The sequence below is a fragment of the Microcoleus sp. SVA1B4 genome (assembly GCF_036700545.1).
Lineage (GTDB): Bacteria > Cyanobacteriota > Cyanobacteriia > Cyanobacteriales > Microcoleaceae > Microcoleus.
In genome coordinates this window covers 16,166-29,824 of sequence record NZ_JAUBPB010000012.1, presented here as the reverse complement: position 1 = coordinate 29,824, position 13,659 = coordinate 16,166, and the positions used below count along the sequence as shown (strand labels likewise).

Sequence of the window (13,659 nt, the reverse complement as noted above, 5' to 3'; positions counted from 1 at the left end):
CCTGTTCCACAAGAAAATTCATTCTTTGTGGAACGGGCATCTTGCCCGTTCTTGACAATGGTGCAAGATATCAGTTTACAAACTAAAATTAAATAAATCTGCGCCGGGACGCAGAATATTGGGTATAATAGGGCGATTGAGCCAATGTCCTTCCGCATTCTTAATAGCCGTTAAAAAGCTGGCACGCACGTATTTGTAACGCGCCTTTACTATGCCATCTTCTTCGACTTTAAGGTACAGCCCCTCCATGCGATCACTCTTGTCAGTCTCTTTCAAACATCGTTCTTCATCTAATCCCAATTCCCGGCAGTATAAACGCAACCGATCCAAATGTCCCGGCTGAATAAAATTAGATTTTTCCAGAAACTGCATCATTTGCTTGGGCGATTTCAGCACTCCCGAAAACAGCACGGGAACTGACACTAACGGCAGTCCGCTTAACAACTTGCGGCGGGATTCTGTACTCAAAAATTGATTTGTTTCTAAGTCCAGCACGTCGTATTCCATAAAATAGTGCGGCAAAAAATCATAAAAAACAGTGTGTTTCGCATAAAGCCATTCGCCGTAAAGAATGTAGCGAGTTCCCAGCACTTCTCCCAGCACACCGCTGAGACTGAAAGCCCACTGTTTGAATAAGTTAAAATGTTTTTCCCTCGGCCCACCGGTGAGATAGTGGCCGCGACTTTGCAGCAGCATTTGCCCGTCTGGTGCGAAGCTGATGCCTGTATTAGCGCCGTCTACCTTTTCTTCTATAATTACAGGGCGATCGCTCAAAACGCTAAATGGCACGCTGTCGAGGTCTTCATCACCCGGTTGCAAACGCGAACCTTCGATGTGATAAGTTCTAGGATATTTAACAATTTTGCTCATCAGCCAATCCATTTTAGATTTGAGAGGCAACCCCATCCATTTTAGATTTTAATTTTATATTTTAGACTTTAGAGGCAACCGAATCTATTTAACCATTATAATGAAATTATCACAAAGGAGCGTGTATTTTGAAAAGTCAAAGTTTCCAGAGCATATCATCAGCACTCGCAGGAATTCTATTAGTAGGCGCTCTACTCCTCGGATTAAACTCTTTTGTCGTCATCAATCCAGGCGAAGCAGGGGTGGTTAGCGTTTTAGGAAAAGCCACAGATGGAGCATTGTTAGAGGGGTTTCACCTCAGACCCCCGCTGATCTCCAAGGTAGATGTGTACGATGTAACAGTGCAAAAATTTGAAGTTCCCGCCCAGAGTGCTACTAAAGACCTTCAGGATTTAAATGCTAGTTTTGCGATTAACTTTCGCCTCGATCCTGCGAGAATAGTTGATGTCCGAAGGACTCAAGGAACATTGGAGAATATAGTCTCAAAAATAATTGCTCCTCAGACGCAAGAAGCATTTAAAACAGCCGCTGCACTGAGAACCGCCGAACAATCTATTACTCAAAGAAGTGAACTGAAGCGAGACTTTGATACTGCGCTGAAGGAAAGGCTATCAAAGTATGATGTAATCGTACTCGATACGAGCGTTGTTAATATTCGATTCTCCACAGATTTTGCGAAAGCGGTTGAGGAGAAACAGGTTGCTGAACAGCGGGCGCAAAGGGCTGTTTATGTGGCTCAAGAAGCAGAACAACAGGCTCAAGCTGACATTAACCGCGCTCAAGGTAGGGCGGAAGCTCAAAGACTTTTGGCTGAAACTTTGAAGGCTCAAGGCGGCGATTTAGTGCTGCAAAAAGAGGCGATCGAAGCTTGGAGAAGCGGCGGCGCTCAGATGCCAAAAGTGCTGGTGATGGGCGCAGGTTCGAGTCGGGTTCCTTTCATTTTTAATATGAACGATATTCAGGAAGAACCCGATCGCCCGCAAGTGACCAACAATTAAAATATGACAGAGGGTAACAAACTCGGTGTCTCCGAAAATATTGGCTTTGCTAACCAGAAATATCGCAATAAACCGGGTTTCCTCAGAAAGCGCACATAAGTCCTATGAGAGTTGCGGGAATATGCTACACTTCTGAAAGCCACAATATAACGACAGTTTGAAACCTGTCGTTATAAAAGCGAAGTCCGCAATTAACACGCAGGCAACACACTCATTTTAGGAAGCCAGGAGAAATCATGACCCGCGCTATTATGGAAACCGACAAAGGCACAATCAATTTGGAATTGTTCGATGCGGATGCGCCTAACACAGTGAAGAATTTTGTTGACTTGGCGGAAAAAGGTTTTTACGATGGATTGGCTTTTCACCGAGTCATTCCTAACTTTATGATTCAAGGTGGCTGTCCAAAAGGCAATGGAACGGGCGGCCCCGGCTACAAAATCAAGTGCGAAATCAACTCCAACAAACATTTGGCAGGAACTTTATCGATGGCTCACGCAGGCCGCGATACGGGTGGCAGCCAATTCTTTATTTGCCATTCTCCCCAGTCTCATCTAGATGGAGTTCACACAACTTTTGGCAAAACTGAGGATATGTCTGTCGTCAATGCTATCCGCCAAGGTGACAAGATTATCTCGCTGAAAATTGAGCATTAATTTCCAGTAATTAGTTGTGTTTGCAATAAGGACTTTATTCCTTAGTGCAAACACAACTTGTGAAAGTTAAGAGTTTTAAAATCTACAATTTATGACCAATAATTTCTTGATGGTACAAGCCCCCGGATTTATCTGTGGAATCAATCCAAAATCCAAAATCCTTGCATCCTCAAGCCCCCGGATTTATCCGTGGTGTCAATCTAAAATCTAAAATCTAAAATCTAAAATCTAAAATCTAAAATCGAATGACTGTTATCAATGATTCTGCTGTGGTGGCTGAGTTAACTGAACTATATTTAAAATACGAAAAAGCTCTTTGTACGAATGATATTGAAACTCTCGATAATTTGTTCTGGGATGCGCCGGAAGTCGTGCGGTTTGGGGTGACGGAGAACCTGTACGGGAGCGATGAGGTGAGGGCTTTTCGCAAAGGGCGATCGCCTGTAAATGTCGATCGAGAAATGTTCAACCTCAAAGTCGTGACTTTCGATGCAGACACGGCGGCTGTGACGCTGGAATTTCGCCGTGTAATGGATGGAGTGGTGCGACTGGGGCGGCAGAGTCAGATGTGGCGGAAGTTTCCTCAAGGGTGGAAGATTGTTTCCGCTCACGTTTCTTTGTTGCCGGTGTAGATGTTATGTCATTTCCGTTGAATTTCCCGTAATGAAATTCTGTCGATCGGGCTGGGCGGGTTTATAGATATTATGGATGTGAATTACAGATTGTTTGTGAAACCCGCCACTACAACTATTGTGGTTAATTTACCTGACAGGATATTCCAGGTAAGAAAACAATATATTCAAATGTAAAATTACTATTTTAATTTGATTATTGTTGAGCCATGTAATTCGGCATATATTCTTTTTTTCCTTTACTATTAGTACCTCTTCTTTTTGGTCACTCCCCTTCCCTAATACAGCTCATATTTGAGCAAAGTACACGGAATCGATCCATTAAAAACCGGAATACGCCGCGATGTCCTGAGTCCCACCTTTTTACCCAACTCTTTATTTCCTGTCAAAATAAACGCATTCCAACCTTTAAAACGATTCTTGAAAATATCCCCCAACATCTTGTACAAATCTCCTAATTCGCTAGCATCTCCCAGGCGCTCTCCGTAGGGAGGATTGCAAATCAGAACGCCTCTGTCTGCGGGTGCTTCCAACTGAGATAATTCGGTTTGAGCAAACTGAATCTTACCGGAAATACCGGCTTGCTGCGCGTTCGTGCGAGCTTGAGTTAACATATCGGAATCGCGATCGCACCCTGCAATCACCTCTTTCAGTTCCGGTAACTCACTATTTTCAGCTTCGGCCCACAATTTATCCCACAAAGGTTCGTCAAAATCGCGCCAACTCATAAATCCAAACTTTTCTCTAAACAATCCCGGTGCAATATTCAAGCCCTTTAAAGTCGCTTCCAAAGGCAAAGTTCCAGAACCGCACATCGGGTCTAAAAACGGCAAATCTGGCGTCCATTCTGCCATCTCCAACAAAGCCGCCGCTAGGGTTTCTTTGAGGGGAGCAAGCCCCATCGCCGGTCGATATCCCCGGCGGTGCAAACTGCCGCCAGAACTGTCTAAACTTAAAATAGCTCTATCTTGATGAATGTGAAGGTTAATTTGCAAATCGGGATGCTCTACATCGACATTAGAACGCTTGTTAAATTGAAGGCGCTGTTGGTCGGCGATCGCATTTTTGACCTGCAAAGCTGTAAAGTGAGTGTGGTTCAACTTTTCGTTGCCGCCGGTGCAGTTTACTGCTAAAGTATTTTCGGGATATAAGTATTCGTCCCAGGGGATTTTCTGCACTTCGCGGTAGAGCATATCCGAGTTGTAACACCGGAATTCGGCGATCGGCATTAGCACTCGAAAAATTGTTCTAGACCAAAGATTGACGCGGTACAATAAAGCGCGATCGCCCGCAAAGTAAACCCCAGTAAAATCTGGCTGGACATCCTGGGCCCCCAAACGTTCTAATTCTTGGGCGGCAATACTTTCTAAACCGCGCGCAACTGTAGCAAAATATTGATTCATTGAGAATTGGTAATTGGGAATTGGTTTTTATCGATCGCCCTAAATTATATCAAATCCGGTACCATCGGAATTGTAAAATCGAGTCAACAGTCAACAATCACGGAAGTTGCAACCGAAATTGCTCTAATTCATCTGCGTTAATCTGTGTTTATCTGCCCTCATCTGCGGTTTAAAAAAGAGAATGTATTAACCGCAGATGACAATGGATGGACGCGGATTTACGCAGATAAAGAGAAGAGAGATATGAATAATTCAGACTCCTCCGGGTGGGTTTCCGCACACCTCACCGCTGCAACTCACAAACTGTCAGTAATACTCGTGAAATTAAAAGCTTTCACGCGCACTCCGGGCACGACACTACCGCCGTAACGCTTCACCGCACTAACTGCATCCACATCGCGCAACATATCAGGTAAAACTTGATTGAAACGCAGGTTTTTAATCGGGTAAGCAATTTTGCCATCCTCAATCCAAAAAGTACCGTCGCGAGTCATTCCCGTTACTTCCAATGTTTTCGGATTGACGTAGCGCACGTACCAAGCTCGACTGACAAAAATTCCTCGCTCGGTTTGAGCAATTAAATCTGCTAAACTTTGGTCGGAACCTGTCATTACGATCGGGTAATAAGCACCTTTTGCCTCTTTGCCTTTTTGTGCGGCCCAGTAGCGGGAATAAGACAAACTTTGAGGCACGCCATCTTTGATGATTTCCAAATAGTTATTGCTCAATCCGTCGCCGAAAAAAGTATTCGATCGCAGCAAAGGATGAGCCGGATCGCGCTGCACTTGCACTAACGGGCTAAAAAGTTGTTCTCCCGCGCGGTTTCCCGCTGGTTTTCCCTCTGCATCGGCGATCGACATAAACGATCGCCCCTCATCCGCCGCCCTCGCATCCAGCCCCCAAATCACCCACGGTAGCAAGCCCGCAAAAGCAGCGCCGTCAAAGATTACCGGATAAACGCCCGGAGTGATGGGGCGCGGGTTGCGGGATGCGATCGCCCGATCGAGCACTTGTTCTGCTAATTGGGCGATCGGCAATTCGTTGATACTCCAAGCAGTGCTCTGAGCCCAACTAGAACCGTCTTCAATGCGAGCAGTAAAGCTGAAATCCGCCTCTGTAGACTGGTTACAGGCGCGGAGTCCGGTTGACGAGGCGATCGCGTACAGCGACGCCTCAGTGCTCAAAGTGCCCGAACCATGAGCGCCCCCCTGGGAGGATCTGGCGCACGCTTGCTGCACCATTTCGGCCCGCGCTAGAGGCGATACAGTTGCCGTTGCTGCGTCGAATGCGGGCGATCGCAAATCGTAGGTTTGAGGCGGCAGCAGCGGCATCCATTCGGGGTCTGCCGGCGCAATTCTGGCCAATTCTTCCGATCGCTTGACTGCGGAGGCGATCGCATCTTCATCAAATTCTGTAACAGCAGCAGAGGCGCTTTTGTTACCGAAATAGCTAGTAATGCTCAGGCTAAATACAGTTTTGCTGATATTTTGGCTGATTTGATTTTCCGAGAATCTCGAAAGAGATTCCTCGCCAGTAGAGAGACTTACAAATACTTCCTCTGCTTTGGATAGTTTGACTGCTTTTTCTAGTAAAGATAAGGCTTGGTCTTCACTTAAATTTGCGGGCGATGTTGTTACGAGCATAAGCTAAAGTCGCGAAAGATTTGTTGTATTTAAAAATAGGTTTAGCCGCAATAATACGGTTAACTCGCCTGTACTAAAGAGCGTACTGCTAACACTTCATCTGCTCGCAGAGGTTCCACATCTGAAGGAGAAACAGCCACAACTAAAATCGATTCTCCTAAAGCATTAAATATTTCTAGAACGCAGCCATCATCTTCGCCTTCCCTTGGATGAGGTACGCGATCGACTAGCATGGCTACATCACCTTTTTTTAGCTGATATAGCGGCATATCCCGACACAATGCTACACGCTGGTAAAGTTCAAGTTTCACGTCGAGACTCCTTTTTGGGTTTGAGAGTAAGCTGTCGGGCATCTAAGTTGTCAGTCCGGGACGCAATTGTCATAATTAGTAAGGTGCGTCGCTGCGATATTTTAGATTTTTTTGAGGATTTTTGATGGCGACGCACCCTACAGCTCCTTTATAATTCTCACTTTAAAAACCTACAATCTCATTAAGAATTTCCCCCTATTTGAATATCCCTCACTCGCACCGGCACACAAGCATGAGTCATCTGAGCAACCTGCATCGGCTCGCCCTTTCCGCACATATTAGTACCGCACTGAACCAGCTCCGAAGCTGGCCCGATCGCATCTATTTGATTCCAGAAATCAGTAGTCATCGCCTGATAAGTTACATCCTTCAACATACCGACAACTTTACCTTTTTCCACCTTCCAAAAAGCATCGCCGCCGAATTGAAAATTGCGCCGCTGCTGGTCAATCGAATAACTACCTATACCGTCGATTAAAATCCCGTCTTCCGTATCCGCAATCATCTCTGCCAAAGTAGCAGTATGGCTGCCGCCATCCGGGCCCGGCTCCAATCCCAAATTGGGAATTCTCACCATCGGCACGCTCGACCAACTGTCAGCGTAAGCAGAACCGTTGCTGCTACCCCGTCCGAGGCGATAAGCCGTCTCTCTGTCAGTGAGATAATCAACTAAAATTCCATCTTTGACAACGTACCAATCTTGTGATTTTACGCCCTCATCATCGTAACCCATTGTACCGCGGCCACCCGGTTGAGTGCGATCGCACTTAAAATTCACCCAAGGTGCAGCGTATTGCAGTTTATTTAACTTATCAGTAGTAGCAAAGCTAGTGCCAGCAAAATTAGATTCGTAACCGTAAACCCGGTCTAATTCAGTTGGATGTCCTACCGATTCGTGGATTGTCAAAAACAAATTTGTCGGCTTAAGAATCAGGGATTTGCAAATACCAGCAGGGATTTTGGGAGCGCGCACTTTCTCAATAGCTTCGGCGGCAACTCTTTCGACTTGACTCAACAAATCATCGGGATTAATATGTTCGTAACCGATATTCAGCGGCGGGCGATCGTAACTGCGACTTTGGGCATCGCCGCCCGCAATTGCCGTACAGTCAAAACCCGGATAGCTGCGGTAGATTGTTTGTTCGATTAGCGAGCCTTCTGTGGAAGCAAAAACCTTGTCTTCGCGGCTGGACTGCAAAAAAGAAGAAGCTTTTTTGATGCCTTGTGCGCCGTGTGCTAGCAGTTGCTCGTTGATAGTTAGCAGCAGTTCAGCTTTCTCACCAACGGGTACAGAAAAAGGGTCAATGGCGATGGGAGTAATGTAGGTATCAACATATTTTTCGACAGGCACTAACCGCACCGGTTCCTTCTGAGTTAAGCGACTGCCTTTAGCGATTTCTACAGCCAAAGCGACTATTCTGGCAACCTCTGCCGGTGTTTTGCTGTGACTGGCGGCAAACCCCCAAGCGCCGTCTAGAAGGACTCGCACGCCAAAACCGGAACTTACATTATCTGACAGTTGACTTAAAGATCGATCGCGCGCGTAAAGATTCTGCCTTCGGTAACTGCAAAAACGCACATCACCGTACTCGCAACCTGTTTTCCGAATCAAATCTACAGCCAAATTTGCTAACTCGTTAGCAGAGATTTTTGCAGTTAATTGCACCATAGTTATTCGTCATTCGTCGTTAGTTGTCAATTATTATAGCGCTTTTCAATTTTTTGAACCCTTTTCAATAAGCTTTCTCTGGGCGGGCAGGATGCCCACCCCCTACTCCCCACAATAAATTCACTCTTTGTGGAACAGGCATCTTGCCTGTTCTTAAAAATAGTACAAAGAGTGAGTTTAATCGCGGGCAGGATACCCAACCCCTACTCCCCACAATAAATTCACTCTTTGTGGAACAGGCATCTTGCCTGTTAAGAGAGAATGGTGCAAAATCTCCTTTTAATCCTACTCCATCTCCAGCAAAACCCCAGTTAAAATTTCCACAATGCGATCGATATGTTCCTTCTCAATAATCAGCGGTGGCGACAAAGCAATAATATCACCCGTAGTCCGAATCAGCAACCCTTTTTCATAGCACTGCAAGAAACAATCAAACGCCCGTTTCCCCGGCTTCCCAGCAATAGATTCCAACTCAATACCTGCCACCAGCCCCAGATTACGGACATCAATTACGTGCCGCACCCCCTTCAAAGAATGCACCGCATCTTCCCAGTAACCGGCCATCTTATCGGCCCGTTCAAATAACCTTTCTTCCTCATAAATATCCAGCGTCGCCAAAGCAGCCGCACAAGCCACAGGATGACCAGAATAAGTATAACCGTGAAAAAGCTCGATCGCATTTTCAGGAGCATTCATAAAAGCATCATAAATGCCTTGTTTCACAAACACCGCCCCCATCGGCACCGTACCGTTAGTTATCCCTTTCGCCGCCGTCACAATATCGGGAACCACCCCAAAATATTCCGTAGCAAAACTAGAGCCGAGCCGCCCGAATCCAGTAATTACCTCATCAAAAATCAGCAGAATTCCGTATTTGTCGCAAATCGCCCGCAGCCTCTCCAAATAACCTTTCGGGGGAATCAAAACACCTGTAGAACCAGCCACCGGTTCCACAATTACCGCTGCAATATTAGACGCATCGTGCAAAGCGACAATCCGCTCCAATTCATCCGCCAAATGCGCTCCCCATTCCGGTTGTTTGCTGCTGAAAGCATTGTGTTCTAGATTGTGAGTGTGAGGCAAATGATCGACTCCCGTCAGCAAACTGCCAAAAAACTTGCGGTTTGTACCGATACCGCCGACAGAAATTCCCCCAAAACCAACGCCGTGATAACCGCGTTCCCTACCGATTAATCGTTGGCGAGTTCCTTCACCTTTCACCCGGTGATAAGCAATCGCAATTTTTAAAGCAGTTTCTACAGATTCCGAACCCGAATTAGTAAAGAAAACGCGATCGAAATTGCCCGGAATCATCTTTACCAAACGTTCCGCCAATTCAAAAGCCCCCGGATGTCCCATCTGAAAAGCCGGAGAGTAATCCAAACGCAAAACCTGCTGTTTAACTGCTTCGGCAATTGTCTCGCGGGCGTGTCCTGCATTCACGCACCACAGCCCCGCAGTACCATCTAAAATTGAGCGGTTATCATCGCTTGTAAAGTGCATATCTTTTGCCGAAACCAACATTCGCGGATTCGCTTTAAACTGTCGGTTGGCGGTGAACGGCATCCAGTAAGCGTCCATATTTGTCATCTTTTTTTTATCTTTTTATATTGATGATTCTGCCTTCAAACTATAACTTGCTACGGATTGCCGATCGCCAGACGCTTATTATAATTTTACAAATATCTCTTGGCTCTTTTAATTAAAGCTTAGTTTATGATAGACTTAGGTATTAGACGGAGACTCGATCATGTCACTAACTGTCAAAGACTTAGAAAAAGTACAAGCCGAACATCCTGAATGGCGACTAGAGTTAATACAGGGGAATATCCTTGCAATGGGCCCATGCGATTACACCTCAGATGAAATTGGTTCTCGGTTAATTATTCTTTTGGGAATCTGGGTACTGCCACGCAAGCTGGGTCGATTAACGGGTTCCAGCGCTGGCTTTATTTTACCAAATAGTGACTTGCGCGCACCAGATGTATCTTTTGTCAAAGCAGAAAAGCTGAAGCGGAGTCGGCGGGATTTTGTAGAATTGGTTCCTGACTTGATGGTGGAAATTAAATCTAAAACCGATCGCATCAAACCTATCACAGAAAAAATACAATCCTTTTTGAGTCTAGGAACGGAAGTGGGAATATTGATTGACCCGGACAGATTAACTCTCACAGTATATCGTACAGGAGCCGAGCCGGAAGTGCTCAGAGATGGAGACATATTGACAATTCCAGAGTTTTTCCCTGGCTGGGAATTGCCAATTTCTGATTTGTGGCCACCCGTTTTTGATTGAAAAATTAGTCGGTTCGTAGTAAGGAATGCAAGTCCTCTATATGAATAAAAACTCAAGTCCTCACTACGAACCATTGAGAGAAGCTTACACAGTTAATTCACGATCGCCTCCACAGACTCATGCTGCAACAAACCTGTCAGCATTTTCACAGGCCGCTCCCCGTAGGGCCACGCGAAAGCATGGCGGAAAGCGGCCTCTTGACACGCTTGCAACTGTCGAAAATCAATGATATCCAAAGTTAACAAATTCTCGTACTCGAAAGGCAGCCGCACGTTGTGCAATCCCGCGTTGTCGGTGCAAATGGCAATATCCACACCAGCTTCAAAACATCGATCGAACACAACCTTCAATTCGCGCATATCCTGCAACGTCCCCGTTTTGAGATAGGTAGTCGGGCAAACCTCCAAGCATTGACCCCTACGCGCGACTTCTGGCAGCAATTCGGGATATTTTAACGGAATTTGAATCCCGTGACCGATACGCATCAGATAGGGCAGAAGTTCGGGATAACAGCCAGAAGTAGTTTCGTAGAGGTGGCCGGTAGTTTTGATGCCGATCGACCTCGCGTACTGGTACAATCCGACAAACTCATCCAAACGATCGCCTATACAAGCATCGCCGCCAGCTAGATCGATCGCACAAACATATTCTCCCATCCCGGCCGCCAAATCTACGATCGCCCGATTCACCTCATAGGGTAAACGCGAGTGCATACACAAAATTTGGCTAGTCACAATCGGACAATCGCTAATTTGACTTGCCTTGCCCACAACTTGTACAATTTCTGCCATCAAATCAATGCGTTCTGACTGATCCAAATGTTCTGGAGTCCGCAAATAAGGCGTATAGCGCAACTCCAAATAAGCCAGATTTTCAAACACGTAAGCGCCCCGCATCAACCGATAGATAAAATAAGGCAACGTCTCAACAGTTTGAACGCTTTCTACCAGCGTGTGCAGTTCTAAATACTCATTCAGAGTATTGCGCGGACGAGTGTAAAACTCCTCAAACTTCGAGTATTCTTGAAATCGATTAACCATCTCAGCATTGTGGCGATCGAAATACCGCCACAGCACCCTAGGAACGACGGAACCACCCAGATGGCGGTGCAACTCAGCGTGTAAACTCATGGCAACAAAGCCTCTATTTTCTCAATCTTAACAAAAATTAATTAGTCAGTAGTCATTAGTCAGTAGTCAGTAGTCATTAGTCATTGGTTATTTGTTAGTTCCAATGCCTAATGCCCAATAGACATCTCCCATAATTCTTGTGGAACAGGCATCTTGCCTGTTCAAAATAGGCTTTTTGGGAGATGCCCCATGCCCCATGCCCCATGCCCCATGCCCCATGCCCCATGCCCCATGCCCGTATCTAAAATCCCAAATCTAAAATCTAAAATCTAAAATTGATTGACATTTAGGACGCATTCATACATAATCGGAGATTGTGTCAACCTGAACAGAACGCGAGAAACCCTTGGCTAACGTAGTTGTAATCGGCGCCCAGTGGGGCGATGAAGGAAAAGGCAAAATTACCGATTTGCTCAGCAAATCCGCAGATATCGTTGTCCGCTACCAAGGGGGCGTCAACGCGGGTCACACCGTGGTAGTCAACGGTCAGACTTTCAAGCTGCACTTAATTCCGTCTGGGATTCTCTACCCTGATAAAGAGTGTATTATCGGCTGCGGCACGGTCATCGACCCTAAAGTTTTAATTGCAGAGTTAGATCAGCTAGAGGCACTGAATATTTCGACAACCTCGCTGATGATTTCGGAGACGGCTCACGTAACGATGCCCTATCATCGATTAATTGATGTAGCATCGGAAACGCAGCGGGGAAATTATAAAATCGGGACGACGGGACGCGGCATTGGCCCTACTTACGCCGACAAGTCGGAACGCACTGGCATTCGGATGCTAGATTTAATGGACTTGGACGGGTTGCAAGAACAATTGGAATGGACGATTAATTGTAAAAATGTCCTTCTCGAAAAACTCTACAATTTGCCGCCTTTAAATCCGCAAGACGTAATTGATGAATATCGAGTTTATGCGGAACGTTTGCGCCCGCACGTAGTAGATAGTTCCCTGAAGATTTATGAGGGACTTCACAAGCGGAAAAATATTCTGTTTGAAGGCGCGCAAGGCACTTTATTAGACTTAGACCACGGCACTTATCCTTACGTTACTTCGAGCAATCCCATCGCTGGCGGTGCTTGTGTGGGAACCGGAGTCGGCCCAACAGCGATCGATCGCGTAATTGGCGTAGCAAAAGCTTATACAACCCGCGTCGGAGAAGGCCCATTCCCTACTGAAATGGTAGATGGAATAGGAGCAATTTTGGGCGATCGAGGTGCAGAATTCGGCACGACAACCGGCCGCAAACGCCGCTGCGGTTGGTTCGATGCGGTAATCGGCCGCTACGCAGTCCGCATCAACGGCCTTGACTGTTTGGCAATTACCAAACTAGATGTTTTGGATGAATTAGAAGAAATAAAAGTTTGCGTTGCTTACGAAATTGACGGCGAAAGATGTGTTGATTTCCCGAAAAGTTCCCGGATATTTGCTCGGTGCCAACCTATTTACGAAACCCTTCCCGGTTGGAAACAGTCTACGGAAGAGTGCCGGAATTTGGAAGATTTACCGCCGCAAGCATTGGATTATCTGAAGTTTTTGGCAGATTTGATGGAAGTGCCGATCGCGATCGTTTCTCTCGGTGCGAGCCGCGACCAAACTATTATTGTAGAAGACCCAATTCACGGCCCAAAACGCGCTTTGCTCTCTGCTGACGGTACGCCTGTAGCAGCACCAGCCTAACGTTGTCAGGTAAAATATAATGTTGGGTCTCGATCCATAATACTCGAAGCTTTTGGCAGTCTCGTCGCGACCCACCTAGCTCAAGGTTCCAGGAGATTAGTGCACTTGATCCACGGCGAGGTCAAGTGCATCCTTATTTACAAGGAGTTACGTAAATGACTGACGAGGATGAACTGATAGCACGGCTAGAAGTTCACAGAGACATGATTGGGTGGGTTATAATAGAGCTAGGGAAAGAAGGAATACAAGCCAAGAGAACAACCGGAAACAATCCCAAAGGTGATATTTTGATAGTCAACGATCGGGATGTTCCGCGAGTTAAACAGCTACTCCGCAATTGGCAGAGCGAATTCAATCGTTAATTTAT

At 46.1% G+C, this 13,659-nt stretch carries 13 protein-coding genes; 6 read left to right on the top strand and 7 right to left on the bottom strand.

The features are described from left to right. Window positions 1-75 precede the first annotated feature (75 nt). Window positions 76-870 (bottom strand): RNA ligase family protein, encoded by a 795-nt coding sequence (locus QT987_RS08310; RefSeq protein ID WP_333238910.1) that lies wholly within the window; start codon window positions 868-870, stop codon window positions 76-78. A gap of 128 nt (window positions 871-998) precedes the next feature. Here QT987_RS08310 and QT987_RS08305 point away from each other — a divergent pair, with 128 nt between their 5' ends. The 3 genes from QT987_RS08305 to hpxZ all read left to right on the top strand — a co-directional run bounded on the left by QT987_RS08305 (window position 999) and on the right by hpxZ (window position 3,156). Beyond that, window positions 999-1,868 (top strand): prohibitin family protein, encoded by an 870-nt coding sequence (locus QT987_RS08305; RefSeq protein WP_333238908.1) that lies wholly within the window; start codon window positions 999-1,001, stop codon window positions 1,866-1,868. Window positions 1,869-2,104: 236 nt separating this feature from the next. Then, window positions 2,105-2,524, top strand: coding sequence for a peptidylprolyl isomerase (locus tag QT987_RS08300; protein WP_333024554.1), 420 nt, complete (start codon window positions 2,105-2,107; stop codon window positions 2,522-2,524). Window positions 2,525-2,769: 245 nt separating this feature from the next. Beyond that, a complete protein-coding gene (gene hpxZ / locus QT987_RS08295) occupies window positions 2,770-3,156 on the top strand; it encodes an oxalurate catabolism protein HpxZ (protein ID WP_333238906.1) in 387 nt (128 codons plus the stop codon). 278 nt (window positions 3,157-3,434) lie between these two features. On the opposite strand, the gene QT987_RS08290 is transcribed toward hpxZ, so the two are convergent. The 5 genes from QT987_RS08290 to QT987_RS08270 all read right to left on the bottom strand — a co-directional run bounded on the left by QT987_RS08290 (window position 3,435) and on the right by QT987_RS08270 (window position 9,772). Continuing rightward, window positions 3,435-4,559 carry a THUMP domain-containing protein gene (locus QT987_RS08290; RefSeq protein WP_333238904.1) on the bottom strand — a complete coding sequence of 375 codons (1,125 nt, stop codon included), beginning with the start codon at window positions 4,557-4,559 and terminating at the stop codon, window positions 3,435-3,437. A 296-nt stretch (window positions 4,560-4,855) separates the two neighbouring features. After that, on the bottom strand, window positions 4,856-6,202 hold the full coding sequence (locus tag QT987_RS08285) for a TldD/PmbA family protein (RefSeq protein WP_333238902.1): 1,347 nt from the start codon (window positions 6,200-6,202) through the stop codon (window positions 4,856-4,858). A 59-nt stretch (window positions 6,203-6,261) separates the two neighbouring features. Next, the gene (locus tag QT987_RS08280) at window positions 6,262-6,513 is read right to left on the bottom strand and encodes a DUF4926 domain-containing protein (RefSeq protein WP_333144873.1); all 252 of its coding nucleotides are present in this window, start codon (window positions 6,511-6,513) and stop codon (window positions 6,262-6,264) included. Window positions 6,514-6,694: 181 nt separating this feature from the next. After that, complete coding sequence (locus tag QT987_RS08275) at window positions 6,695-8,182, bottom strand: TldD/PmbA family protein (RefSeq protein WP_333238900.1); 1,488 nt, start codon at window positions 8,180-8,182, stop codon at window positions 6,695-6,697. A 285-nt stretch (window positions 8,183-8,467) separates the two neighbouring features. Further along, window positions 8,468-9,772 (bottom strand): aspartate aminotransferase family protein, encoded by a 1,305-nt coding sequence (locus QT987_RS08270; protein ID WP_333238898.1) that lies wholly within the window; start codon window positions 9,770-9,772, stop codon window positions 8,468-8,470. A 160-nt stretch (window positions 9,773-9,932) separates the two neighbouring features. Between QT987_RS08270 and QT987_RS08265 the strand changes: the two genes are divergently transcribed. Then, window positions 9,933-10,475, top strand: coding sequence for a Uma2 family endonuclease (locus QT987_RS08265; protein ID WP_333238896.1), 543 nt, complete (start codon window positions 9,933-9,935; stop codon window positions 10,473-10,475). Window positions 10,476-10,567: 92 nt separating this feature from the next. Here the strand turns inward: QT987_RS08265 and QT987_RS08260 are convergent, their stop codons facing one another. Continuing rightward, the gene (locus QT987_RS08260) at window positions 10,568-11,605 is read right to left on the bottom strand and encodes an adenosine deaminase (RefSeq protein ID WP_333238894.1); all 1,038 of its coding nucleotides are present in this window, start codon (window positions 11,603-11,605) and stop codon (window positions 10,568-10,570) included. A 346-nt stretch (window positions 11,606-11,951) separates the two neighbouring features. Between QT987_RS08260 and QT987_RS08255 the strand changes: the two genes are divergently transcribed. Then, window positions 11,952-13,292 carry an adenylosuccinate synthase gene (locus QT987_RS08255; RefSeq protein WP_333238892.1) on the top strand — a complete coding sequence of 447 codons (1,341 nt, stop codon included), beginning with the start codon at window positions 11,952-11,954 and terminating at the stop codon, window positions 13,290-13,292. Between the two features lie 155 nt (window positions 13,293-13,447). Further along, on the top strand, window positions 13,448-13,654 hold the full coding sequence (locus QT987_RS08250) for a hypothetical protein (protein ID WP_333238890.1): 207 nt from the start codon (window positions 13,448-13,450) through the stop codon (window positions 13,652-13,654). Window positions 13,655-13,659 lie beyond the last annotated feature (5 nt).

Coding starts and splice junctions, on each gene's coding strand:
- QT987_RS08275 (WP_333238900.1), bottom strand. CDS start 8,182: ATGGTGCAATTAACTGCAAAAATCTCTGCTAACGAGTTAGCAAATTTG.
- QT987_RS08260 (WP_333238894.1), bottom strand. CDS start 11,605: ATGAGTTTACACGCTGAGTTGCACCGCCATCTGGGTGGTTCCGTCGTT.
- hpxZ (WP_333238906.1), top strand. CDS start 2,770: ATGACTGTTATCAATGATTCTGCTGTGGTGGCTGAGTTAACTGAACTA.
- QT987_RS08270 (WP_333238898.1), bottom strand. CDS start 9,772: ATGACAAATATGGACGCTTACTGGATGCCGTTCACCGCCAACCGACAG.
- QT987_RS08265 (WP_333238896.1), top strand. CDS start 9,933: ATGTCACTAACTGTCAAAGACTTAGAAAAAGTACAAGCCGAACATCCT.
- QT987_RS08300 (WP_333024554.1), top strand. CDS start 2,105: ATGACCCGCGCTATTATGGAAACCGACAAAGGCACAATCAATTTGGAA.
- QT987_RS08285 (WP_333238902.1), bottom strand. CDS start 6,202: ATGCTCGTAACAACATCGCCCGCAAATTTAAGTGAAGACCAAGCCTTA.
- QT987_RS08290 (WP_333238904.1), bottom strand. CDS start 4,559: ATGAATCAATATTTTGCTACAGTTGCGCGCGGTTTAGAAAGTATTGCC.
- QT987_RS08310 (WP_333238910.1), bottom strand. CDS start 870: ATGAGCAAAATTGTTAAATATCCTAGAACTTATCACATCGAAGGTTCG.
- QT987_RS08250 (WP_333238890.1), top strand. CDS start 13,448: ATGACTGACGAGGATGAACTGATAGCACGGCTAGAAGTTCACAGAGAC.